Genomic DNA, 22,853 nt, shown 5'->3' with positions numbered 1-22,853 from the left:
GCTTTAAAGAAAATTCTTTAAAGCAGTTTATTAAATTATAATTTATGGTAATTATGCAGTAATCATACCACCATCTACATTTAAAGTTTGTCCTGTAATGTATGCAGACATATCAGAAGCTAAAAACACACATGCGTTTGCGATATCTTCTGGCTGACCACCTCTTTTTAAAGGAATTGCTTGTCTCCATCCATCAACAACAGCTTCATCTAATTTAGCTGTCATTTCAGTTTCAATAAATCCTGGTGCAATTGCATTACAACGGATATTTCTTGATCCTAATTCTAAAGCAACAGATTTAGTAAACCCTAACATTCCTGCTTTAGAAGCAGCATAGTTAGTTTGTCCTGCATTACCTTGAACTCCAACAACAGAACTCATATTGATAATAGAACCAGCTCTTTGCTTCATCATCGGACGAATCACAGCTTTTGTTAAGTTAAATACAGATTTTAAGTTAACTTCGATTACTTTATCAAAGTCTTCCTCAGAAATACGCATTAACAAATTATCTTTGGTGATTCCAGCATTATTGATTAAAACGTCAATAGTTCCAAATTCTTTTAAAACATCTGCAGCCAATGCTTGTGCAGCATCAAATTCTGCAGCATTAGATTGATATCCTTTAGCTTTAACACCAAAAGCTGACAATTCAGTTTCTAAAGCATTTGCAGCCTCAACAGATGAACTGTAAGTAAAAGCTATATTAGCTCCTTGCTTAGCAAATTCTATGGCAATACCTTTACCAATTCCTCTTGTTGCTCCAGTAATAATAGCTGTTTTATCCTTTAATAATCCCATTCTTTATTATTTTTATTAGTTTGCTACTCCCGCTAATACACTTGCGATAGCTTCTCCAATTTTTGCAGGTGATGCTACAACGTGAATTCCATTCTCAGCTAAAATTTCCATTTTTGCTTGAGCAGATTCTCCTTCACCACTTACGATAGCTCCAGCATGTCCCATAGTACGTCCTGCAGGTGCAGTTTGTCCAGCGATAAAACCAACAACTGGCTTTCTGTTACCATCAGCTTTGATCCATCTAGCAGCTTCAGCCTCTAATTGACCACCAATTTCACCAATCATTACAATTGCTTCAGTTTCTGGGTCGTTCATCAACATTTCTACAGCTTCTTTAGTAGTAGTTCCAATAATTGGATCTCCACCAATACCAATAGCTGTAGTAATTCCATATCCTTGTTTTACAACTTGGTCTGCAGCTTCATAAGTTAAAGTTCCAGATTTAGATACAATACCTACATTTCCTTTCTTAAAGATAAATCCTGGCATAATACCAACTTTAGCTTCACCTGGAGTAATTACTCCTGGACAGTTAGGTCCTACCAAACGAGCATCAGTATTTTGTAAATAAGCTTTTACTTTTACCATATCTCCTACAGGAATTCCCTCGGTGATACAGATAATTACTTTAATTCCTGCATCAGCAGCTTCCATAATTGCGTCAGCAGCAAATGCTGGCGGTACAAAAATAATAGTAGTATCAGCTTGTGCTTTATCTACTGCATCTTGTACGGTATTAAAAACTGGCTTTCCTAAGTGTTCTTGTCCTCCTTTTCCTGGAGTTACACCACCAACTATATTTGTTCCATATTCAATCATTTGTGAAGCGTGAAAAGTTCCTTCACTTCCTGTAAATCCTTGAACAATAATTTTTGAATCCTTATTTACTAAAACACTCATTTAATTTATTTTATTATTTTATTGAAATTCATTGCAAACAAATATAAATATTTGTTTGCAATATATATCCTTTTAATTTTATTATCACAAAATTCTAAAACCTGTAATAATTTTCACAAAAAACACCCAAAATGATATTTCATTTTGGGTGTTAATTTCTTATTGATTATACAAATTAAGACTTAATTCTTTCTTGATAAGTTCCTTTTGCTGTTTCAATTTTAATTAAATCACCTTCGTTAATAAATAAAGGTACATTTACAGAAGCTCCTGTTTCAACAGTTGCAGGTTTAGTAGCATTTGTTGCTGTGTTTCCTTTTACTCCTGGCTCAGTATATGTAACTTCTAAAATTACAGATTGAGGCATATCTACTGCTAGAGGCATTTCATCAGCAGCACGAACAATTACAGTTACAATTTCTCCTTCTTTTAACAATTCTGGTGCATCCAAAGCTGTTTTTTCAAGAGTGATTTGATTGTAATCATCAGTATTCATAAAGTTATAACTATCTCCTTCAGCATATAAATACTGATACTTTCTAGTTTCAACTCTAACTTCATCAATTTTATGACCAGCTGAGAAAGTATTATCAATTACTTTTCCTGTAGTTAAACTTTTTAACTTAGTTCTTACAAAAGCAGGTCCTTTACCTGGCTTTACATGTTGAAACTCTACTACTTTAAACGTGTCACTGTTATAAACAATACACAATCCGTTTCTAATATCTGATGTTGTTGCCATCTAAAAAATTTTATTCTTAATTACTAAAATATCCTTTCATAATTCCTCTTTGTGAGTTTTGGATGAATCTAATAATATCATCTCTTTCACTAGAGGCTTCCATTTCTGCTTCTATAATTCTAATAGCCTGTGAGTTATTATATTTACTTTGAAATAAGATTCTGTAAATATTTTGAATTTCTCTAATTTTCTCAACAGAGAATCCTCTTCTTCTTAAACCAACAGAGTTTATCCCTACATAAGACAATGGTTCTCTACCTGCTTTTACGTATGGTGGAACGTCTTTTCTTACCAATGATCCTCCTGTTACAAATGCATGATCTCCAATAGAACAAAACTGGTGTATAGCAGTCATTCCTGCTAAAATCACATTATTTCCAATATTTGAATGTCCTGCCAAAGTACTTCCGTTAGAAAAAATACAATTGTCTCCAACAATACAGTCATGAGCAACATGGCAATAAGCCATAATTAAACAATTATTACCAATAACTGTTTTCATTCTATCCGAAGTTCCACGGTTAATGGTTACACACTCACGTATGGTAACATTATTTCCTATAATAGTAGTTGTTTCTTCACCATCATATTTTAAATCTTGAGGTACTGCAGAAATTACTGCTCCTGGAAAAATTTTACAATTCTCCCCTATAATTGCCCCTTCCATGATGGTTACATTAGAACCAATCCAAGTACCCGCTCCAATGGTGACATTATTATGGATCGTTGTAAATGGCTCAATAACAACATTACGTGCGATTTTTGCCCCTGGATGAATATAAGCTAGTGGTTGATTCATATCTTTTTATTTTTTCTTAACTATTTGAGCCATTAATTCAGCCTCTACTACTATTCTACCATTAGCATAACCAACAGACCTCATATGACAAATTCCTCTACGGATTGGAGAGATTAATTCTGCTTTAAAGATAAGGGTATCACCTGGTAATACTTTTTGTTTAAACTTAACATTATCCATTTTCATGAAGTATGTTAAATAGTTTTCTGGATCTGGAACACTACTTAAGACTAAAATCCCTCCACATTGTGCCATAGCCTCTACTTGTAATACTCCTGGCATTACAGGTGCATCTGGAAAATGTCCAACAAAAAATGGCTCATTCATCGTAACATTTTTCATTCCAACTACAGAATCTTCTGTTAACTCTAAAATTCTATCAATTAATAAAAATGGAGGCCTATGTGGCAACAATTTCATTATTTGATGAATATCCATTAATGGTGGTTGATTCAAATCAAATGTAGGTACACTTTTTCTTTTTTCTTGTTTGATGATATTTGCCAAACGTTTTCCAAAAGAAGTATTGATTTTATGCCCTGGTTTATTAGCAATTACTTTTCCTCTAATACGAGTTCCAACCAAAGCTAAATCTCCAATTACGTCTAACAATTTATGCTTTGCAGCCTCGTTAGCCCAATGTAATTCTAAGTTATCTAAAATACCATTTGGTGTTACTTTAATATCGTCTTTACCAAATGCCTTTTTTAATTTTTCTAAAGTTTCTTCTGATATTTTTTTATCAACATAAACAATTGCGTTGTTTAAATCACCTCCTTTAATTAGGTTGTGTTCTAACAACGTTTCTAATTCATGTAAAAAACTAAAAGTACGTGCTGCTGATATTTCTTCTTTAAAATCCGATATACGGTTTAAAGTAGCATTTTGAGTACCTAAAATTTTAGTACCAAAATCTACCATTGCAGTAATTTGATATTCATCGGCTGGCATCAAAATAATTTCGCTACCAGTTTCCTCATCTTTATATGATATAATCTCTTTTACAATATACTCATCAACTGGAGCCTCTTGCTCAACGATACCTGCAGATTCTAAAGCTTCAATAAAATATTTAGAAGAACCATCCATAATTGGAGGTTCTGATGCATTAATTTCAATAATTAAGTTATCTATTCCTAAACCAACTGCTGCAGCTAACACATGTTCTGAAGTGTTTATACTTACTCCTTTTTTCTCCAGGTTAGTACCTCTTTCTGTTTCTGTAACATACTCCACTTTTGCTTCTATAGTTGGACTTCCTTCTAAGTCAACACGAACAAACGCATAACCATAATTTTCTGGAGCTGGTTTAAAAACCATCGTAACTTCCTTTCCTGTATGTAAACCTACACCGGTTAAAGTAACTTCCTTGTGGATTGTTTTTTGTTTTAGCATCCTTTTATCTTTTAAAGCTTTATTTATTTCTTATTTCTTTAACAATATCTGGTAACTTCTTAAAAAGCACATATGATTTATTATAATCAGTATAATCCATCGCTGGATTTCCTCTAAGCACCATATTGTCTTTTGTGTTTTTTGCTAGTCCTGTTTTGGCAGATATTACAACCTTATTACCAACTGTAATATGTCCTGAAATTCCTACTTGACCTCCAATCATACAATTATCTCCTACTTTAGAAGAACCTGCAATTCCAGACTGTGAAGCCATTACAGTGTTTTTTCCTACAACAACATTATGAGCTATTTGTACTAAGTTATCTAACTTTACCCCACTTTTTATAATAGTGGATCCCATAGTAGCTCTATCAACAGTACTATTAGCACCTATATCAACATTATCTTCTATAATAACATTTCCTATTTGTGGAATAGCTTTATATTCTCCTGACTCTGTTGGAGCAAATCCAAATCCATCAGCTCCTATAACAGCACCTGCATGAATTTTACAATTATTTCCTATCTCACAATCTGCATATATTTTTACTCCAGCATATAAAGTTGTATTGTCTTTAATAGTTACATTGTCTCCAATATAGCAATGCGGATATATTTTTACATTATTCCCTATTACTACATTTTCACCAATATAAGCAAAAGCTCCCAAATAGATGTCTTGACCTAATGTTGCAGAATCTGATACAAAAGTATTCATATCAATTCCAGACTTTTGGTTTTTATACTCATTATAGAACTCCAATATTTGAGTAAATGCCTGATAAGCATCATCAACCTTAATTAGCGTTGCACTAATTTCACTAGTAGGCTCAAAAGTTTTATTCACAATTACAATTGATGCCTTTGTAGTATATATATATGAAGTGTATTTGGGATTAGACAAAAAAGTCATAGACCCTTTTTCTCCTTCCTCTATTTTAGCTAGCGTGGAAACTGTTGCAGAAGGATCTCCTACAATGTCTCCTCCTAAAATCTCAGCTATTTGTGTTGCTTTAAATTCCATTAAGCGCAAAAATATAAAATTAAATTCTATTTAGGCTAATTTGATGCCTTTAGGATAACAAAGAAAATGTTTAACTACCGGCTTGGTTAAAGCTTGTATGTTTAATTGATCAGAAGCTTCTACAATATCTACAATATCTCCATTTTTATAATACAAATATATTTTACTAGAAATATCGTTATATGCCTGATTAGAAATGGTATCCTCTACAAAAAAGTATTTTAAATCTTCTGATGTCCAACCTTCTTGATTCATTTTATTCTTTATTTTAGAAATGTATTCATCATCAAAAGCCTCATTACTTAACTGCACTTTTAATAAATTTCTATTGATAATCATTTCTGATAAGAGTGATAAAATTTTATCATCATGACTAATCCAGTCTTTTATCGCCGATAAAATATCATAATCGTCTAACCTAGAAAACGTTTTTAAGGTTTGTAATGTAAACGTTTCTTCAACCTCTTTGTATAAAAAATAATGCAATGCTTTACTGCAAGGCAATACTTCTCCTTTATTGGCTAAATATTTAGCTCTTGCTAATAAGTTTACCAACATTTTTTCTGCAACTACCCCAGCTTTGTGCAAGTATACCTGCCAGTACATCAATCTTCTACCTACTATAAATTTTTCTACAGAATATATTCCTTTCTCCTCTACAACCAATTGATCATTAACCACGTTTAACATATCAATTAAACGTTCAGAACTAATATTTCCTTCGGCAACCCCAGTATAAAAACTATCCCTTTTTAAATAATCCATCCTATCAATATCTAATTGACTAGATACCAATTGGTTTAAAAATTTTCTTTCATATTTTCCTTCAAAAATATCAATAGCCAAACTTAGTTTTCCTTTAAACTCCTTGTTTAACTCTTTCATAAACAACAAGGAAATTGTTTCGTGACTCACACCATCAACAATACTGTGTTCTAAAGCGTGAGAGTAAGGGCCGTGACCAATATCGTGTAATAAAATAGCTATACAAACGGCATTTTTTTCATGATCAGAAATCACAACACCTTTGTTTTTTAACACCGTAATAGCTTTTTGCATTAAATGCATACAACCTACTGCATGATGAAATCTTGTGTGATGTGCTCCTGGATAAACCAAATTAGACATCCCCATTTGAGTAATTCTCCTTAAACGCTGGAAATAAGGATGTTCTATTAAATCAAAAATTAATTTGTTAGGAATTGTAATAAACCCGTAGATAGGATCGTTTATAATTTTAACTTTATTGGTTGGGGTTTTCAATTTTTGTACTTTTAATGTAGTACAAATATAAAAATCTAAATCCTTTATATTTAGTAAATCACAGATTCTTACCATATGAATAATATTGAAATTCTTTGGGTTGACGATGAAATCAATCTTTTAAAACCGCATATTCTTTTTTTAGAGAACAAAAACTATAAGGTTACTCCTTGTACTAATGGAGCCGATGCTATAGATTTAGTAAAATCTAAAAACTTTGATATTATATTTTTAGATGAAAACATGCCTGGTTTAAGTGGACTTGAAACATTAACAGACATCAAAAACATTCAGAACAATATTCCTGTGGTGATGATTACCAAAAGTGAAGAGGAATATTTAATGGAAGAAGCTATTGGTTCTAAAATTGCAGACTATTTAATAAAGCCTGTAAACCCAAACCAAATACTTTTAAGTTTAAAGAAAAACTTGGATCATACGCGACTGATAAGTGAAAGAACCACTATAAACTATCAGCAAGAATTTAGAAAAATTTCTATGGAATTGGCTTCTGTAAATTCACATTCTGAATGGGTTGAAGTTTATAAAAAATTAATTTACTGGGAGTTAGAATTAGAAAATATTAGTGATGCTGGTTTGTTAAGTATTCTTGAAAGTCAAAAACAAGAAGCCAACCAAATTTTCTTTAAATACATCAAAAACAATTATTCCGATTGGTTTTATGACAATGATGCTCCTATTTTATCGCATCAGCTTTTTAAAAATATCATTTTACCCGAAATAGAACAAAGTGAAAAAACCATGGTTATTGTGGTTGATAACCTTCGTTATGATCAATATTTGGTTTTAGAAAAAACCATTTTAAAACATTATAAAAAACAGCAAGAAATTCCTTTCTATAGTATTTTACCTACAGCAACTCATTATGCGCGTAATGCCATTTTTTCTGGATTAACCCCTTTGGAAATGTCTACAAAACATAAAGATATTTGGTTGAGTGAAAATGATGAAGGTGGTAAAAACATGAACGAAGAAGAGTTTTTAAAAAGACAATTAAAAACCTTAAAAAAAGATTTGCCCTTTTCTTATCATAAAATTAGTTCACAAAAATCTGGAAAAGAACTTATTCAAAATTACAATCAATACAAAGAGAATAAATTTAATGTAGTCGTTTTTAATTTTGTAGATATGCTATCGCATGCTAAAACCGAAACTCAAGTGATTAAAGAATTGGCTTCGGATGATAAATCTTATCGTGCTTTAACAGATACTTGGTTTCAGAATTCACCGATGTTGGAATTGATTCAAAAAGCACAAAAAGACAATATTAAATTAATTATTACTACAGATCATGGAACCGTAAACTGTAGTAAACCTACACAAGTAATTGGTACCAAAGCCATTGCCTCTAACTTAAGGTACAAAACAGGTAGAAGTATTACTTATCAAGAAAAAGATGTGTACGCAGAACATGATCCTAAGCAAATATTTTTACCACAAGAACATATGAATAGTTCTTTTGTTTTTGCCAAAGACAATTTGTTTTTTGTTTATCCAAACAATCAAAATCATTACACTAAATATTACAAAGACACCTATCAACATGGGGGAATATCTTTAGAAGAAATGATTATTCCTTGCGTTATTTTAACACCCAAAAATTAACATGAATAAACCTAAAATATTAACCAGTAGTACAAAAATTCGTTTTCAAGATTGCGATCCTTTTAACCATTTAAACAATGGCCGTTATATTGATTATTTTATCAATCAAAGAGAAGATCAAATTTTAAATGCTTATGGTATTGATATTTTTCAATTGATTAGAGAAGAAAAAATAGGATGGGTAGTTTCTAACACGCAATTGGCCTATCTATTTCCTGCTTTTACTATGGAAGAAGTTTGTTTTGAATCTCAAACCATAGAATACTCTAAAAAACATTTAAAGGCAGAAATAAGAATGTTTAATAAAGATAAAACCGTTTTAAAATCAATTGCTTGGATGACATTTGTTCATTTTGATTTAAAACAAAATAAAACCACAGAACATTCTAAAAAGATGATGGAGTTATTTAGTGAAATTGTGCTTCCTTTAAATGAAAAAACCTTTGAAGAAAGAGAAAGAAATTTAAGAACTATTAAGAAAAACTCTTAAGACTTTTATCTGTTAACATTGGAACAAAAGCACATTCTTCAATAATTTGCTTGTCAAATTCTTTAGCTGAATTTCTTGTGATTAAAGTCATCATTTGTTGAGCATCACCCACAGGGATTACCATTCTCCCTCCTATTTTTAGTTGAGCTAATAAAGCTCTAGGAATGATTGGAGCTCCACAAGTCACTATAATCTTATCAAAAGGAGCAAATTGAGGCAAACCTTTATAACCATCACCAAAATACATGTACTTGGGTTTGTAGCCCAATTTAGGTAATAACAACTGCGTTTTTTTATACAATTCTTGCTGACGTTCTATTGTATAAACCACTGCACCTAAACGAATTAAAACACTGGTTTGATATCCTGAACCTGTACCTATTTCTAAAACTTTTTCTCCCGGTTTAATTTCTAGTAATTGTGATTGGAATCCAACAGTATATGGCTGAGAAATAGTTTGTTCTGCAGCAATAGGAAACGCAACATCTTGGTAAGCATATTGCTCAAAACTAGGATCCATATACAAATGCCTAGGAATTTCTTTGATAGCCGATAACACGGCGTGATCTGTCACTCCTTTTTCTTGTAAAACCTGAATCAATCGGTTTCTTAATCCTTGATGTTTAAATGTGTCTTTCATCATAACTGTAGAACACAAATATAAAAAACAAAAGTCCCAGAAAATAACATTTCTGGGACTCTAGAGTAAATTTTATAAACAATTTTACTTTTGTCTTTTCTTTAATTCGGCAGTAATATCCGTTAAAGTAAATCCTTTGGCTTGCAGTAACATTAAGTAATGAAACAATAAATCTCCAGCTTCGTATAAAAACAATTCATCGTTATTGTCCATTGCCTCGATTACAGTTTCTACCGCTTCTTCTCCTACTTTTTGAGCTACTTTGTTTATTCCTTTGGCAAACAAACTTGCAACGTAAGATTTTTGAACATCTTTGTTTTTAACACGCTCTGCAATTACGTTTTCTAAGGTAGATAAAAATCCAAAATTCTCTGTATTTTCTTCTCCCCAGCAATTTCCTGTTCCTTTATGGCAAGTTGGCCCTACAGGTTTTGTTTGAATCAACAACGTATCTTTATCACAATCATTTTTAATAGATACCAATTCTAAAAAGTTTCCACTTTCTTCTCCTTTGGTCCATAATCTGTTTTTAGATCTGCTGTAAAAAGTAACTTTATTAGTGCTTATTGTTTTATCAAATGCTTCTTGATTCATGTACCCTAACATCAATACATTTTTTGTTTCAGCATCTTGTATAATTGCAGGAACTAATCCTTTTTCGTCAAATTTAATTTCCATGTTATTAAGTTTATAAAGTTTTAAAGTAAAAAGTGAAAAAGTTACTTTACAAACTTTTAAACTTTCAACATTAAAAACTTATTATATTCTTACAGGAATTCCCTGTTTTTTTAATTCTTGTTTTAAATCTGGAATTTCAATTTCTTGAAAATGAAACACACTTGCTGCCAAAGCTGCATCTGCTTTTCCATCTTTAAAAGTATCTACAAAGTGTTGCATATTCCCTGCTCCACCACTTGCAATAATAGGAATGTTTAATTCTTCTGACAAACGAGCCAAAGCTTCATTAGCAAAACCATCTTTGGTTCCATCGTTATTCATAGAAGTAAACAAAATTTCTCCTGCTCCTCTTTCTTCTACTTCTTTTGCCCAGTCAAATAAATTCAACTCTGTAGGAACTTTACCTCCTACTAAATGAACGATCCATTCTCCATCAATTTTCTTAGCATCAATTGCTACAACCACACATTGACTTCCAAATTTTTGTGATAATTCATTCACCAATTTTGGTCTTTTTACTGCCGAGGAATTGATAGAAACTTTATCAGCTCCATTTTGTAATAAAATATCTACATCTTCTACAGATGATATTCCACCACCTACCGTAAACGGAATGTTTACTTGTGCTGCAACATCTCGCACCAAATTCACCAAAGTCCTTCTACGTTCTTCGGTTGCAGAAATATCTAAAAACACCAATTCATCTGCTCCTGTTTCTGCATATTTTTTTGCCAACTCTACAGGATCTCCTGCATCACGCAAATCCACAAAATTAACACCTTTTACGGTTCTTCCGTTTTTAATATCCAAACAAGGAACTATTCTTTTTGCTAACATCTTTAATTGTATTTGGTACTTGGTATTTGGTGTTTGGACTTTTTTTATTCCAACGACCAATTACCAACTACTATTTACCTATAATAAAATCCTCCAATTGTTTTAAACTAATTCTGTTTTCGTAAATCGCTTTACCAACAATGGTTCCTTCGCATCCTAATTCTTTTAATCTTGGTAATTCATCAAAAGTAGAAATTCCTCCACTTGCAATTAATTTTACCTTAGGACATTCTTTTAAAATTTTCTCATACAAATCAAAAGAAGGACCTTGTAACATTCCGTCTTTGGCAATGTCTGTACAAATTACATATTCAATTCCTTCTTTTTGATATCCTTGAATAAAAGGAATTAAATCTTCATCAGATTCTTCTAACCAACCGCTTACTGCAATTTTTTCGTTATTAGCATCGGCTCCTAAAATAATTTTATCAGCTCCGAATTTGGTTATCCAACTTTTAAAAACATCGGCATTTTTAACAGCAATACTTCCTCCTGTAATTTGATTGGCACCAGATTCAAAAGCAATTTTTAAATCTTCATCGGTTTTTAAACCACCTCCAAAATCAATTTTTAAGGTTGTTTTGGTTGCAATTTCTTCTAATACTTTATGATTTACAATATGACTTGCTTTGGCTCCATCTAAATCCACCAAATGTAAATGCTCTATTCCGTGAGCTTCAAACTGCTTGGCAATTTCTAAAGGATTTTCGTTGTATACTTTTTTAGTATTGTAATCTCCTTTAGACAAACGAACACATTGTCCGTTAATAATATCTATGGCTGGTATAATTCTCATTTTCTTTTGGTATGTGGTAATTGGTTGTTGGTAATTGGTAAAATCCAATACCCAACTACAATGTACCACCTTCTATAAATTCAAAAAATTCTCTAAAATCTTCGCTCCGTCTGTACTACTTTTTTCTGGATGAAATTGCACTCCATAAAAATTAGCTTTTTGCAATGCTGTGGAATATTGTACTCCGTATTCTGTAGTTGCAATGGTTTCTTTTGTAATAGGTGCATAGTAACTGTGTACCAAATACATATAAGCACCTTCTTTTACATCGTTAAAAATTTTAGAACCCAATCCTTTAATCTGATTCCATCCTATTTGAGGAACTTTTACAATGTTTTCAAAACGTTTTACATCTACATTAAAAATGCCTAAACCTTTGGTATCTCCTTCTTCAGAATAGTTACACATTAATTGCATTCCCAAACAAATTCCTAAAACAGGCTGTGTTAAGGTTGGAATTACAGCATCTAACCCGGTAGCTTTTAACATTTTCATGGCAGAACTTGCTTCTCCCACTCCTGGAAAAATAACTTTGTCTGCACTTTTTATTTCTTCAACATCGTTGCTTAAAACAGCTTCATATCCCAATCGTTCTATAGCAAATCGGATAGATTGTATGTTTCCTGCTCCGTAGTTTATAATTACTATTTTCATATATTTTAGTATTGAGTACATAGTACAAAGTACAAAGTTAATACAGTAGTACTGCTAAAACTTAATACTCTTTACTCAGTACTTTGTACTGGTTTGCTAAAGCAAACCTTTTGTACTTGGTAAAAACATTTTATTGGCATCTCGTTTTACAGCCATTTTCATTGCTTTTGCAAAAGCTTTAAAAATCCCCTCTATTTTGTGATGCTCATTTTTTCCTTCAGCTTTAATGTTCAAATTACATTTAGCCCCATCGGTAAACGATTTGAATAAGTGGAAAAACATTTCTGTAGGCATGTCTCCAATCATCTCTCTATTAAATTCAGCATCCCACTCAATCCATGGTCTTCCTCCAAAATCTACAGCAGCTTGAGCCAAACAATCGTCCATTGGTAAGCAGAATCCATAACGTTCTATTCCTAATTTATTTCCTAAGGCTTTGTGGAACAATTCTCCTAAAGCAATCATGGTATCTTCTATGGTGTGATGTTCATCAACCTCTAAATCTCCATCTACTTTTACGGTTAAATCCATAGAACCATGACGACCTATTTGGTCTAACATATGATCAAAGAATTTTACTCCAGTATCAATATCATTTTTACCAGAACCGTCTAAATTTAATTTGATGTGAATTTTAGTTTCGTTAGTATTTCTTGTGATTTCTGAAACTCTATCCTCAAGTTTTAAAAACTCATAAATTTCTTTCCAATCGGTAGAAGTTAAGGCAATACAATCGTGAATAACCTTTACATCAGCTTCCACTTCATCAGCTCCCAATTCTGGATTTTCCGATAAAAAGATTCCTTTGGCTCCTAAATTTTTAGCCAATTCCATGTCGGTAATTCTATCACCTAACACAAAAGAATTTTCTAAATCATATTTTTCTTTATCAAAATACTGCGTTAACAAACCTGTTCTTGGCTTACGCGTTTCAGCATTTTCATGCGGAAAAGTTTTATCAATATGTACGGAAGCAAATTCTACTCCTTCGTTCTTAAAAGCTTGAATCACCTTGTTTTGAGCAGGCCAAAAGGTATCTTCTGGAAAAGAATCTGTTCCCAATCCATCTTGATTGGTTACCATGACAAGTTCATAATCCAATTCATCAGCAATTCTTGCTAGGTAACGGAAAACTTTTGGGTAAAACTCTAACTTTTCTAAACTATCTAATTGATAATCCACAGGCGGTTCAATACAAAGGGTACCGTCTCTGTCTATAAATAAAACTTTTTTCATCTTTTCAGTATCTAGATAAAAGTAAAAGGTAAAAAGACTACCACTTACTTAACTTCTTTAATTCTTAACTTCTTTTACTCTAATTCTTTCAAAGCTTTCATTAGAGCAACATTCTCCTTTATCGTACCCACTGTAAATCGTAAGGTGTTTTCACACAATGCTTGAGTGGTTCTATTACGTACTACAATTCCTTTTTCTATTAGTTGAGTGTAACGCTTTGTAGCATCATCTACTTTTACTAATAAAAAATTAGCATCACTAGGATATATTTTCTCCACAAAAGAAATCTCCTTTAAAGCAATTTCTAAATTGTCTCGCTCCACCAAAACAGCCTCTATTTCTTCTTGTACATCTTCATAAGCCAACAAACGCTCTAAAGCTTTTTGCTGTGTTAATTCATTTACATTATATGGAGGTTTAATTTTGTTTAACACTGCTATAATTTCGACAGATGCATAACAAACTCCCAAGCGGATTCCTGCCATACCAAAAGCTTTAGACATGGTTTGACTCACAATTAAATTCGGATGTTTTTCTAAACGAGCTACCCAACTTGGTTCCGATGCAAAATCTATATAAGCTTCATCTACCACCACCAATCCGTTAAAACCTTCTACAATGGCTTTTACATTGGCATAATCAAACAAGTTTCCTGATGGATTGTTTGGCGAACACAAGAAAATCACTTTAGTATTGGCATCAACTGTTTCTAATATTTTAGCAACATTAGGCTGAAAATTTTCTTTTAAAGGAACTTCTTTAATACTAATATTATTCAAATTAGCCGACACATCATACATTCCATATGAAGGTGGTAAAGTGATAATATTATCTTCTTTAGGTTCACAAAAAGCACGCAAAATTAAATCAATCACTTCATCAGAACCATTTCCTAACAAAATGTTTTCTTGAGCAACTTCTTTAATTTTTGCCAATTCAGACTTTACGGTCTTTTGCATGGGATCCGGATAACGATTCACCCCGTTTTCAAACGGATTTTCATTCGCATCTAAGAAAACCATATCATTAGTAGCTCCAGTAAACTCATCTCTTGCAGATGAATATGCCTTCATGTTAGCTACATTTTCTCTTACTATCTTGTTTAAATTGAAACTCATAATTTAATTAGTATTAAGTATTGAGACAAAGTCCTAAGTTTCTTTGTTACTAAATACTCTGTACTCCGTACTTTGTACTTTGTACTAATTATTTCAAACTTTTTAATCTTAAGGTTACTGCATTTTTGTGTGCATCTAAACCTTCGGCAGCAGCCATTAATTCAATAGCAGGCCCAATATTCTGAATTCCTTCTTTTGTTATTTTCTGATAAGTGATTTTCTTAGTAAACGCATCTAAATTTACACCACTATACATTCTTGCATATCCGTTTGTAGGTAAAGTATGATTGGTTCCTGATGCATAATCTCCCGCACTTTCTGGAGTTAAAGGCCCTATAAACACAGAACCCGCATTTACAATTTCATCAATATATACAGATTCATCAACCACATTTAAAATTAAATGTTCTGGAGCATATTCGTTAATCAACTCATTTTGATCTGCAATATTCTCTAATAAAATAGCACTAGAATTTTCAATAGCTCCTAAAGCGATTTCTTTTCTAGGCAACTCATCCAATTGTTTTTTCAACTCAACTTGTACATCATCTATCAGTTGCTGAGACTCTGTTACCAAAATTACTTGACTGTCAGCTCCGTGTTCTGCTTGCGATAATAAATCTGCTACCACAAAACTAGCATCTGCATTTTTATCTGCAACTACCATAACTTCGCTAGGTCCTGCAGGCATATCAATAGCCAAACCTTGTGTTAAAGTATATTGTTTTGCAGCGGTTACAAACTGATTTCCTGGTCCAAAAATCTTATACACATTAGGCACAGATTCCGTTCCATAAGTCATAGCTGCAATGGCTTGAATTCCACCTAACTTATAAATTTCTGTAACCCCCACTAATTGGGCAGCAAACAAAATTGCTGGATTAATGGTTCCATCTTTAGATGGTGGTGTACACAAAACTATTTTACTTGCTCCTGCTATTTTTGCTGGGACACCCAACATTAAAATAGTAGAAAATAAAGGTGCAGAACCTCCTGGAATATACAAACCTACCTTTTCTATAGGTTTCATTTCTTGCCAGCAATCTACCCCATTAGTTGTAGAAATTACTTTCTTCTCTATTTTTTGAGAAGTATGAAATTTTTCTACATTGTTTTTAGCCAAAACAATAGCATCCTTTAATTCTTGAGAAACCAAAGGAATTGCTTGGTCAATTTCTTGTTGAGAAACTTTTAAATCTGACAAAGTAACTCCATCAAATTTTTGAGTGTATTGCTTTAACGCAACATCTCCATTCTCTTTTATATCATCAAAAACAGCTTTTACAGTAGCTCCTAACGTATTAGCCTCTTTGGCAGGACGTTTGGTAATTTCTGCCCATGTATTTTTTGCTGGATTATTATATGTTTTCATTTGTTTACTAGTACTGAGTACTGAGTAGTTAGTAGTTAGTACAGTAGCTACGCTAACTTTGTACTTTTTACTTTTACTTTGTACTAATTTATAATACCATTTTCTCTATCTCTGTAGTTAAAATACCTTCGGCACCTAAAGCTTTTAACTCATCTAAAATATCCCAAAACTTATCTTTAGGAATTACTGTATGTATAGAACTCCATCCTTCTTGTGCTAAAGGTAAGACTGTAGGAGATTTCATCCCTGGAATTACTTTAATAATGTCATCAACCTTATTATTAGGAGCGTTTAACAATACATATCTGTTAGCACGTCCTTTTAAAATTGCCTGAATTCTAAATTGTAATTTATCTAATAAAGCTTGTTTTTCTTCAGATAATTTAGGTGATGATGTCAATACTGCTTCAGACCAAAACATTACTTCTGCTTCTTTTAATCCGTTGGCAAACAACGTTCCTCCAGAACTAACAATATCACAAATTCCATCTGCCAAACCAATATTTGGAGCAATCTCTACAGACCCTGCAATTTTATGATAACTAGCTTTTATGTTTTTTTCTTTTAAAAACTTCTCTAAAGTATTTGTGTATGAAGTTGCAATACGCTTTCCTTCAAAATAAGAAATACCTGTATAATCTACATCCTTAGGCACTGCTAATGAAACTTTACATTTAGAAAAACCTAAACGTTCTACTATAGGTAACTTATCTCCTTTTTCAATCAAAGTATTTTCACCTAAAATAGCAATATCTACCACTCCATCTTCTAAATATTGAGGAATATCTCCATTTCTCAAATAAAAAACTTCTAAAGGAAAATTTCTCGCTGTAGCTTTTAACTGTGCATTGCGATGATCTATTGAGATTCCACATTCTTTTAAAAGTTGTAAAGAATCTTCATTTAATCTTCCAGATTTTTGAATGGCAATTTTTAATGTGCTCATTTGTATATAGTTTATATCAATTTTTAAAATAAAAAACCCGTTCGAGACAGCTCAAACGGGTTTGAAAATATATGTTCATATTACAACATAATCCTTCCAACTCGCTTAAGCGCAGTACTGGATATGATGATGGTGTAATTTTACTGTATTCATGTTCTAAATTTTCTTCGACAAATATAAGAATTCATTATGATTTAAAAAGCATTTAAAATAAAGAAAATAACATATCTTTAAAATTAATATTGAGTTAATATGATTAACTAATAATTATGGTTAATTAGAGTAAAATATACATCTTATGAGTGAATTAAAAATTGTAGGAAATCAAGAATGGTGTCATTTTGATAAACTAGGAATTCCAGCTATTAAGGCTAGGATAGACTCTGGTGCTAAAACATCATCTATTCAGGCTACAGATATTACAACATATAAAAAAAATCGTGAAAATTGGGTTCGTTTTTATATACAACCGCTTACAGAAAATAGAAGTATTTCTATAGAGTGTGAAGCAAAAATAATAGGAACCAAAATCGTAAAAAGTTCTTCTGGTATTCCAGAAAAAAGATACGTAATCAAGTCTCATGTTACAATGGGTGATGAAACTTGGGAGATAGAACTTACACTTGCTGATAGAGATAACATGGAGTTTAAAATGCTTTTAGGTAGGCAAGCCATGGAAAATAGAATGATTGTAAATCCATCTGAAGAATTTATTTTAGGAAAAATTTCTCCAGAAGAAATAGATCATAAATACAAATCATTTGTTTTAAAAAAATCAGGGTTAAAAATTGCTGTACTTGCTAGTAACCCAGAACTTTATTCTAACAAAAGATTAATGGAAGCTGGTCGTGCAAGAGGTCATGAAATGGTCTTCTTAAATGTTCAACAATGTTACATGAAACTAGATACTGCTACTCCTGAAATACGTTACAGAGGTGGAAATGTAATTAATGATTTTGATGCTGTTATTCCAAGAATTAAAACAAGTATGACATTTTATGGTTGTGCTTTACTTAGAATGTTTAAATCTTTAGGGACTTATTGTTTAAATGAAGCTGAATCTATTTCATCTTCTAGGGATAAATTGTATTCTTCACAATTATTTTCTAAAAATGATATTCATATTCCTACTACTGGTTTTGCTAAATCTCCATTAGATACTAAAGATTTAATTCATATGGTTGGTGGAGCTCCTTTAATTATCAAATTATTAGAAAGTACTCAAGGAAAAGGAGTTGTTTTAGCTGAAACAAATAAAGCAGCTGAATCTGTAATAAACGCCTTTAAAAGCCTTAATGCCAATATTTTAGTACAGGAATTTATTAGAGAAGCAAACGGAAAAGACTTAAGATGTTTTGTTGTTGATGGACGTGTAGTTGCCTCTATAGAAAGAACGGCTGCAAAAGGAGAATTTAGAGCGAACATACACCAAGGAGGATCTGCTTCTGTTGTGAAAATTTCACCAGAAGAAAAGAAACTAGCTTTAAAATCTGCTAAAATATTAAACCTTCCTGTTGCAGGTGTAGATTTAATTAGATCTAACAAAGGTCCATTACTTTTAGAAGTAAACTCTTCACCAGGTTTAGAGGGTATAGAAAATGCTACCGGTAAGGATATTGCTGGTAATATTATACAAGCTATAGAAAAAAGATTGAAATACAGTTCTTAAGCTATATTCTAACAAAAACACTAAAAGCCGATTCTAAATAAATAGTAGAATCGGCTTTTTTATTGGTTATTGTTTTTGTTTATGATAGGTTATAAAACAAAAAATCCTCATTCAAATAAATGAATGAGGATTTAAAAAAAGGCGATGACATACTCTCCCACCAATGGCAGTACCATCTGCGCTAATAGGCTTAACTTCTCTGTTCGGAATGGGAAGAGGTGAGCCCTATTGCAATAATCACCTTAAGGTCTTATCAGTTATAAAGTTTTCAAGTTTATAAAATTCTAAAGTATTTAAACCTTTTAACTTTATTCTTTCTAACTTTTAACTAACAGTATATGTTAACATATTGATATCAATATTGTTTGTTTATTTTTCTTACTTGAGTTCTAAAACTTAATAATTAAAGCCCGCAGTACATAAGCCTATGGGTTATTAGTAATACTCGGCTATGACATTACTGCCTTTACACCTATATCCTATCAAGGTCGTGATCTACAACCACCCTTTAAAGAAATCTCATCTTGTGGTGGGTTTCGCGCTTATATGCTTTCAGCGCTTATCCCTTCCCAACGTAGCTACTCTGCAATGCTCCTGGCGGAACAACAGATACACCAGAGGTTAGTTCAATTCGGTCCTCTCGTACTAGAATCAAATCCACGCAAATTTCTAACGCCCGCTACAGATAGAGACCGAACTGTCTCACGACGTTCTGAACCCAGCTCGCGTGCCACTTTAATGGGCGAACAGCCCAACCCTTGGGACCTTCTCCAGCCCCAGGATGTGACGAGCCGACATCGAGGTGCCAAACCCCCCGTCGATGTGAGCTCTTGGGGGAGATCAGCCTGTTATCCCCGGAGTACCTTTTATCCTTTGAGCGATGGCCCTTCCATGCGGAACCACCGGATCACTATGCTCTTGTTTCCAACCTGATCGACTTGTAGGTCTCGCAGTCAAGCACCCTTATGCCATTGCACTCTACGTACGGTTACCAAGCGTACTGAGGGTACCTTTAGAAGCCTCCGTTACTCTTTTGGAGGCGACCACCCCAGTCAAACTACCCACCAAGCACTGTCCCCATCGCTGGGTTAGACTCTAGATAAGCAAAGGGTCGTATTTCAACAATGACTCCAAAACACCTGGCGATGCTCCTTCAAAGTCTCCGACCTATCCTACACATTACTTATCCAAAGCCAATACTAAGCTATAGTAAAGGTTCACGGGGTCTTTTCGTCCCGTAGCGGGTAATCGGCATCTTCACCGATACTACAATTTCACCGAGCTCATGGCTGAGACAGTGTCCAGATCGTTGCACCATTCGTGCAGGTCGGAACTTACCCGACAAGGAATTTCGCTACCTTAGGACCGTTATAGTTACGGCCGCCGTTTACTGGGGCTTCATTTCAGATCTTCGCCGAAGCTAAACCCTCCACTTAACCTTCCAGCACCGGGCAGGTGTCAGGCCCTATACATCAACTTTCGTTTTAGCAGAGCCCTGTGTTTTTGATAAACAGTCGCCTGGACCTTTTCACTGCGGCCCCACATAAAGTGGGGCGACCCTTCTCCCGAAGTTACGGGTCTATTTTGCCTAGTTCCTTAGCCATGAATCACTCGAGCTCCTTAGAATACTCATCCCAACTACCTGTGTCGGTTTACGGTACAGGACGCAGCCCTCGCTTTTCTTGGAACCGCTTACTTCTTTTCGCTTCAACCGAAGTTTAGGCTCAACGTACTATTCCGTCAGTACGTAAAGATCTGGGCAATCCGTCACTTTTAATGGGTGCGTGTACAGGAATATTAACCTGTTGTCCATCGACTACCCCTTTCGGGTTCGCCTTAGGCCCTGACTAACCCACAGCTGATTAGCATCGCTGTGGAAACCTTAGTCTTTCGGAGGGCGGGTTTCTCACCCGCCTTATCGTTACTTATGCCTACATTTTCTTTTCTAGCCGTTCCAGCATCCCTTACAGAACACCTTCAGCACAACTAGAATGCTCCCCTACCACGTATAGTAAACTATACATCCATAGCTTCGGTAATATGTTTATGCCCGATTATTATCCATGCTCGTCCGCTCGACTAGTGAGCTGTTACGCACTCTTTAAATGAATGGCTGCTTCCAAGCCAACATCCTAGCTGTCTGGGCAGACAAACCTCGTTTATTCAACTTAACATATATTTGGGGACCTTAGCTGATGGTCTGGGTTCTTTCCCTCTCGGACATGGACCTTAGCACCCATGCCCTCACTGCTGTAAATCATTATATAGCATTCGGAGTTTGTCAGGAATTGGTAGGCGATGAAGCCCCCGCATCCAATCAGTAGCTCTACCTCTATATAACTAATACAACGCTGCACCTAAATGCATTTCGGGGAGTACGAGCTATTTCCTGGTTTGATTGGCCTTTCACCCCTACCCACAGGTCATCCCAAGACTTTTCAACGTCAACGGGTTCGGTCCTCCACTGTATGTTACTACAGCTTCAACCTGCCCATGGGTAGATCACCAGGTTTCGCGTCTACTCAACCTAACTAAAGCGCCCTATTCAGACTCGCTTTCGCTACGGCTCCGGATCTTAAATCCTTAACCTTGCTAGATAAAGTAACTCGTAGGCTCATTATGCAAAAGGCACGCCGTCACCCAGTTAATGGGCTCCGACCGCTTGTAGGTGTACGGTTTCAGGATCTATTTCACTCCCTTACTTAGGGTTCTTTTCACCTTTCCCTCACGGTACTAGTTCACTATCGGTCTCTCAGGAGTATTTAGCCTTACCGGATGGTCCCGGCAGATTCAGACAGGGTTCCTCGTGCCCCGCCCTACTCAGGAATCTGATACAATCACTTCTCTTACTTATACGGGACTATCACCCTCTTTGGTTAACCTTTCCAGGTTATTCTAATTCGATTGTTTCTTGATATTTCAGTCCTACAACCCCGATCTTGCCGTAACAAAATCGGTTTGGGCTCTTTCGCGTTCGCTCGCCACTACTAACGAAATCATTATTATTTTCTCTTCCTCCGGTTACTTAGATGTTTCAGTTCACCGGGTTTGCCCCTTTCGGTACTATGCCTTCAACATAGTGGGTTGCCCCATTCGGAAATCTACGGATATAACTCTTATGTGCAAATCCCCGTAGCTTATCGCAGCTTATCACGTCCTTCTTCGCCTCTGAGAGCCTAGGCATCCGCCATACACCCTTAATTAGCTTATTGTACTTTTGCGTCTTTAATCATTAATGGTCGAAACCATTCTGTTTTTACAACTTGCGTTGTTATTTTTATTATAATTCTATCATTGCTGATAGATTCTAATGTCTACTCAAGTAATATTATTTTTTAAACAATATTATTATCAATATGTCAATGAACTTTTACAATGAACAATTTTCAATTTACAATGAACAACAAATAATATCGCTTATTGTTAATTGTCAATTGCTAATTGACTTGTGGAGAATATCGGAGTCGAACCGATGACCTCTTGCGTGCAAGGCAAGCGCTCTAGCCAGCTGAGCTAATCCCCCATTACTAGTAGTTAGTAATTAGTTTATTAGTCATTAGTAATTACTAATTCGTAATTCGTAATTATTTCTGCTTCTAGAATTTCCTGTATGATACAATCTATCTTGTTACTTGTTTAGTGTTTTAGTCATTCGTCTTTTCTCAAAAACTTTCAACTTTAAAACCTTTAACTTTGAACTCTTTTGTAGTCTCGGGCAGACTCGAACTGCCGACCTCTACATTATCAGTGTAGCGCTCTAACCAGCTGAGCTACGAGACTCAATATGTGATTGTATATATTTTATAAAAATTAACAGCTAATTAAAAAGTAAAAAGATTCCTCATAACATTCATCTCTTTTCTCTAG

19 protein-coding genes, 2 tRNA genes and 2 rRNA genes are annotated in these 22,853 nt (G+C 34.0%); 3 read left to right on the top strand and 20 right to left on the bottom strand.

Annotation, left to right across the window (positions count from 1 at the left end):
* Window positions 1-51: 51 nt before the first annotated feature.
* The 7 genes from fabG to AXE80_RS04370 form a co-directional block, all read right to left on the bottom strand.
* A complete protein-coding gene (gene fabG, locus AXE80_RS04400) occupies window positions 52-801 on the bottom strand; it encodes a 3-oxoacyl-[acyl-carrier-protein] reductase (protein WP_068824804.1) in 750 nt (249 codons plus the stop codon).
* A 15-nt stretch (window positions 802-816) separates the two neighbouring features.
* Window positions 817-1,701, bottom strand: a complete 885-nt coding sequence (gene sucD, locus AXE80_RS04395) for a succinate--CoA ligase subunit alpha (protein WP_068824802.1) — start codon at window positions 1,699-1,701, stop codon at window positions 817-819.
* Window positions 1,702-1,876: 175 nt separating this feature from the next.
* Window positions 1,877-2,443: an elongation factor P gene (gene efp, locus AXE80_RS04390; protein ID WP_068824800.1), complete on the bottom strand. Its 567-nt coding sequence runs from the start codon at window positions 2,441-2,443 to the stop codon at window positions 1,877-1,879.
* Between the two features lie 16 nt (window positions 2,444-2,459).
* Window positions 2,460-3,242 carry an acyl-ACP--UDP-N-acetylglucosamine O-acyltransferase gene (gene lpxA, locus AXE80_RS04385; RefSeq protein WP_068824798.1) on the bottom strand — a complete coding sequence of 261 codons (783 nt, stop codon included), beginning with the start codon at window positions 3,240-3,242 and terminating at the stop codon, window positions 2,460-2,462.
* 6 nt (window positions 3,243-3,248) lie between these two features.
* On the bottom strand, window positions 3,249-4,637 hold the full coding sequence (locus AXE80_RS04380) for a bifunctional UDP-3-O-[3-hydroxymyristoyl] N-acetylglucosamine deacetylase/3-hydroxyacyl-ACP dehydratase (protein WP_068824796.1): 1,389 nt from the start codon (window positions 4,635-4,637) through the stop codon (window positions 3,249-3,251).
* Window positions 4,638-4,656: 19 nt separating this feature from the next.
* Window positions 4,657-5,661, bottom strand: a complete 1,005-nt coding sequence (gene lpxD / locus AXE80_RS04375; protein ID WP_068824794.1) for a UDP-3-O-(3-hydroxymyristoyl)glucosamine N-acyltransferase — start codon at window positions 5,659-5,661, stop codon at window positions 4,657-4,659.
* Window positions 5,662-5,691: 30 nt separating this feature from the next.
* Window positions 5,692-6,924, bottom strand: coding sequence for an HD domain-containing protein (locus AXE80_RS04370; protein WP_068828678.1), 1,233 nt, complete (start codon window positions 6,922-6,924; stop codon window positions 5,692-5,694).
* A 75-nt stretch (window positions 6,925-6,999) separates the two neighbouring features.
* On the opposite strand from AXE80_RS04370, the gene porX reads away from it, so the two are divergent.
* Together porX and AXE80_RS04360 are read left to right on the top strand one after the other, a co-directional pair.
* Window positions 7,000-8,550 (top strand): T9SS response regulator signal transducer PorX, encoded by a 1,551-nt coding sequence (gene porX, locus AXE80_RS04365; RefSeq protein WP_068824792.1) that lies wholly within the window; start codon window positions 7,000-7,002, stop codon window positions 8,548-8,550.
* Window position 8,551: 1 nt separating this feature from the next.
* Window positions 8,552-9,040: an acyl-CoA thioesterase gene (locus AXE80_RS04360; protein ID WP_068824790.1), complete on the top strand. Its 489-nt coding sequence runs from the start codon at window positions 8,552-8,554 to the stop codon at window positions 9,038-9,040.
* Here AXE80_RS04360 and AXE80_RS04355 read toward each other — a convergent pair.
* The 9 genes from AXE80_RS04355 to hisG all read right to left on the bottom strand — a co-directional run bounded on the left by AXE80_RS04355 (window position 9,024) and on the right by hisG (window position 17,317).
* Window positions 9,024-9,680 carry a protein-L-isoaspartate(D-aspartate) O-methyltransferase gene (locus AXE80_RS04355; RefSeq protein WP_068824788.1) on the bottom strand — a complete coding sequence of 219 codons (657 nt, stop codon included), beginning with the start codon at window positions 9,678-9,680 and terminating at the stop codon, window positions 9,024-9,026. The genes AXE80_RS04360 and AXE80_RS04355 overlap by 17 nt on opposite strands.
* 84 nt (window positions 9,681-9,764) lie before the next feature.
* Complete coding sequence (hisIE, locus tag AXE80_RS04350) at window positions 9,765-10,358, bottom strand: bifunctional phosphoribosyl-AMP cyclohydrolase/phosphoribosyl-ATP diphosphatase HisIE (RefSeq protein ID WP_068824786.1); 594 nt, start codon at window positions 10,356-10,358, stop codon at window positions 9,765-9,767.
* An 81-nt stretch (window positions 10,359-10,439) separates the two neighbouring features.
* Window positions 10,440-11,195 carry an imidazole glycerol phosphate synthase subunit HisF gene (gene hisF, locus AXE80_RS04345; protein WP_068824784.1) on the bottom strand — a complete coding sequence of 252 codons (756 nt, stop codon included), beginning with the start codon at window positions 11,193-11,195 and terminating at the stop codon, window positions 10,440-10,442.
* Window positions 11,196-11,265: 70 nt separating this feature from the next.
* The gene (hisA, locus tag AXE80_RS04340) at window positions 11,266-11,991 is read right to left on the bottom strand and encodes a 1-(5-phosphoribosyl)-5-[(5-phosphoribosylamino)methylideneamino]imidazole-4-carboxamide isomerase (RefSeq protein ID WP_068828677.1); all 726 of its coding nucleotides are present in this window, start codon (window positions 11,989-11,991) and stop codon (window positions 11,266-11,268) included.
* Between the two features lie 72 nt (window positions 11,992-12,063).
* Window positions 12,064-12,645: an imidazole glycerol phosphate synthase subunit HisH gene (gene hisH / locus AXE80_RS04335; RefSeq protein WP_068824781.1), complete on the bottom strand. Its 582-nt coding sequence runs from the start codon at window positions 12,643-12,645 to the stop codon at window positions 12,064-12,066.
* A gap of 96 nt (window positions 12,646-12,741) precedes the next feature.
* Window positions 12,742-13,881 (bottom strand): bifunctional histidinol-phosphatase/imidazoleglycerol-phosphate dehydratase HisB, encoded by a 1,140-nt coding sequence (hisB, locus tag AXE80_RS04330; protein WP_068824779.1) that lies wholly within the window; start codon window positions 13,879-13,881, stop codon window positions 12,742-12,744.
* 74 nt (window positions 13,882-13,955) lie between these two features.
* Entirely contained in the window at window positions 13,956-14,999 is a 1,044-nt protein-coding gene (gene hisC, locus AXE80_RS04325; RefSeq protein WP_068824777.1) for a histidinol-phosphate transaminase, read from the bottom strand.
* A gap of 88 nt (window positions 15,000-15,087) precedes the next feature.
* The gene (gene hisD, locus AXE80_RS04320) at window positions 15,088-16,371 is read right to left on the bottom strand and encodes a histidinol dehydrogenase (protein ID WP_068824775.1); all 1,284 of its coding nucleotides are present in this window, start codon (window positions 16,369-16,371) and stop codon (window positions 15,088-15,090) included.
* Between the two features lie 88 nt (window positions 16,372-16,459).
* Window positions 16,460-17,317: an ATP phosphoribosyltransferase gene (hisG, locus tag AXE80_RS04315; RefSeq protein ID WP_068824773.1), complete on the bottom strand. Its 858-nt coding sequence runs from the start codon at window positions 17,315-17,317 to the stop codon at window positions 16,460-16,462.
* 298 nt (window positions 17,318-17,615) lie between these two features.
* On the opposite strand from hisG, the gene rimK reads away from it, so the two are divergent.
* A complete protein-coding gene (rimK, locus tag AXE80_RS04310; protein ID WP_068824771.1) occupies window positions 17,616-18,986 on the top strand; it encodes a 30S ribosomal protein S6--L-glutamate ligase in 1,371 nt (456 codons plus the stop codon).
* 136 nt (window positions 18,987-19,122) lie between these two features.
* On the opposite strand, the gene rrf is transcribed toward rimK, so the two are convergent.
* The 4 genes from rrf to AXE80_RS04290 all read right to left on the bottom strand — a co-directional run bounded on the left by rrf (window position 19,123) and on the right by AXE80_RS04290 (window position 22,766).
* Window positions 19,123-19,231: ribosomal RNA gene (rrf, locus tag AXE80_RS04305) — 5S ribosomal RNA — on the bottom strand.
* A 170-nt stretch (window positions 19,232-19,401) separates the two neighbouring features.
* Window positions 19,402-22,198: ribosomal RNA gene (locus tag AXE80_RS04300) — 23S ribosomal RNA — on the bottom strand.
* Window positions 22,199-22,435: 237 nt separating this feature from the next.
* Window positions 22,436-22,509: transfer RNA gene (locus AXE80_RS04295), tRNA-Ala, on the bottom strand.
* Window positions 22,510-22,692: 183 nt separating this feature from the next.
* Window positions 22,693-22,766, bottom strand: a tRNA-Ile gene (locus AXE80_RS04290).
* Window positions 22,767-22,853 lie beyond the last annotated feature (87 nt).

The sequence above is a fragment of the Wenyingzhuangia fucanilytica genome (assembly GCF_001697185.1).
GTDB lineage: Bacteria > Bacteroidota > Bacteroidia > Flavobacteriales > Flavobacteriaceae > Wenyingzhuangia > Wenyingzhuangia fucanilytica.
Note: the sequence above shows the minus strand (reverse complement) of the source record. Positions and strands in the feature narration are given on the sequence as shown.

Coding starts and splice junctions, on each gene's coding strand:
- fabG (WP_068824804.1), bottom strand. CDS start 801: ATGGGATTATTAAAGGATAAAACAGCTATTATTACTGGAGCAACAAGA.
- sucD (WP_068824802.1), bottom strand. CDS start 1,701: ATGAGTGTTTTAGTAAATAAGGATTCAAAAATTATTGTTCAAGGATTT.
- efp (WP_068824800.1), bottom strand. CDS start 2,443: ATGGCAACAACATCAGATATTAGAAACGGATTGTGTATTGTTTATAAC.
- lpxA (WP_068824798.1), bottom strand. CDS start 3,242: ATGAATCAACCACTAGCTTATATTCATCCAGGGGCAAAAATCGCACGT.
- AXE80_RS04380 (WP_068824796.1), bottom strand. CDS start 4,637: ATGCTAAAACAAAAAACAATCCACAAGGAAGTTACTTTAACCGGTGTA.
- lpxD (WP_068824794.1), bottom strand. CDS start 5,661: ATGGAATTTAAAGCAACACAAATAGCTGAGATTTTAGGAGGAGACATT.
- porX (WP_068824792.1), top strand. CDS start 7,000: ATGAATAATATTGAAATTCTTTGGGTTGACGATGAAATCAATCTTTTA.
- AXE80_RS04360 (WP_068824790.1), top strand. CDS start 8,552: ATGAATAAACCTAAAATATTAACCAGTAGTACAAAAATTCGTTTTCAA.
- AXE80_RS04355 (WP_068824788.1), bottom strand. CDS start 9,680: ATGAAAGACACATTTAAACATCAAGGATTAAGAAACCGATTGATTCAG.
- hisIE (WP_068824786.1), bottom strand. CDS start 10,358: ATGGAAATTAAATTTGACGAAAAAGGATTAGTTCCTGCAATTATACAA.
- hisF (WP_068824784.1), bottom strand. CDS start 11,195: ATGTTAGCAAAAAGAATAGTTCCTTGTTTGGATATTAAAAACGGAAGA.
- hisA (WP_068828677.1), bottom strand. CDS start 11,991: ATGAGAATTATACCAGCCATAGATATTATTAACGGACAATGTGTTCGT.
- hisH (WP_068824781.1), bottom strand. CDS start 12,645: ATGAAAATAGTAATTATAAACTACGGAGCAGGAAACATACAATCTATC.
- hisB (WP_068824779.1), bottom strand. CDS start 13,881: ATGAAAAAAGTTTTATTTATAGACAGAGACGGTACCCTTTGTATTGAA.
- hisC (WP_068824777.1), bottom strand. CDS start 14,999: ATGAGTTTCAATTTAAACAAGATAGTAAGAGAAAATGTAGCTAACATG.
- hisD (WP_068824775.1), bottom strand. CDS start 16,371: ATGAAAACATATAATAATCCAGCAAAAAATACATGGGCAGAAATTACC.
- hisG (WP_068824773.1), bottom strand. CDS start 17,317: ATGAGCACATTAAAAATTGCCATTCAAAAATCTGGAAGATTAAATGAA.
- rimK (WP_068824771.1), top strand. CDS start 17,616: ATGAGTGAATTAAAAATTGTAGGAAATCAAGAATGGTGTCATTTTGAT.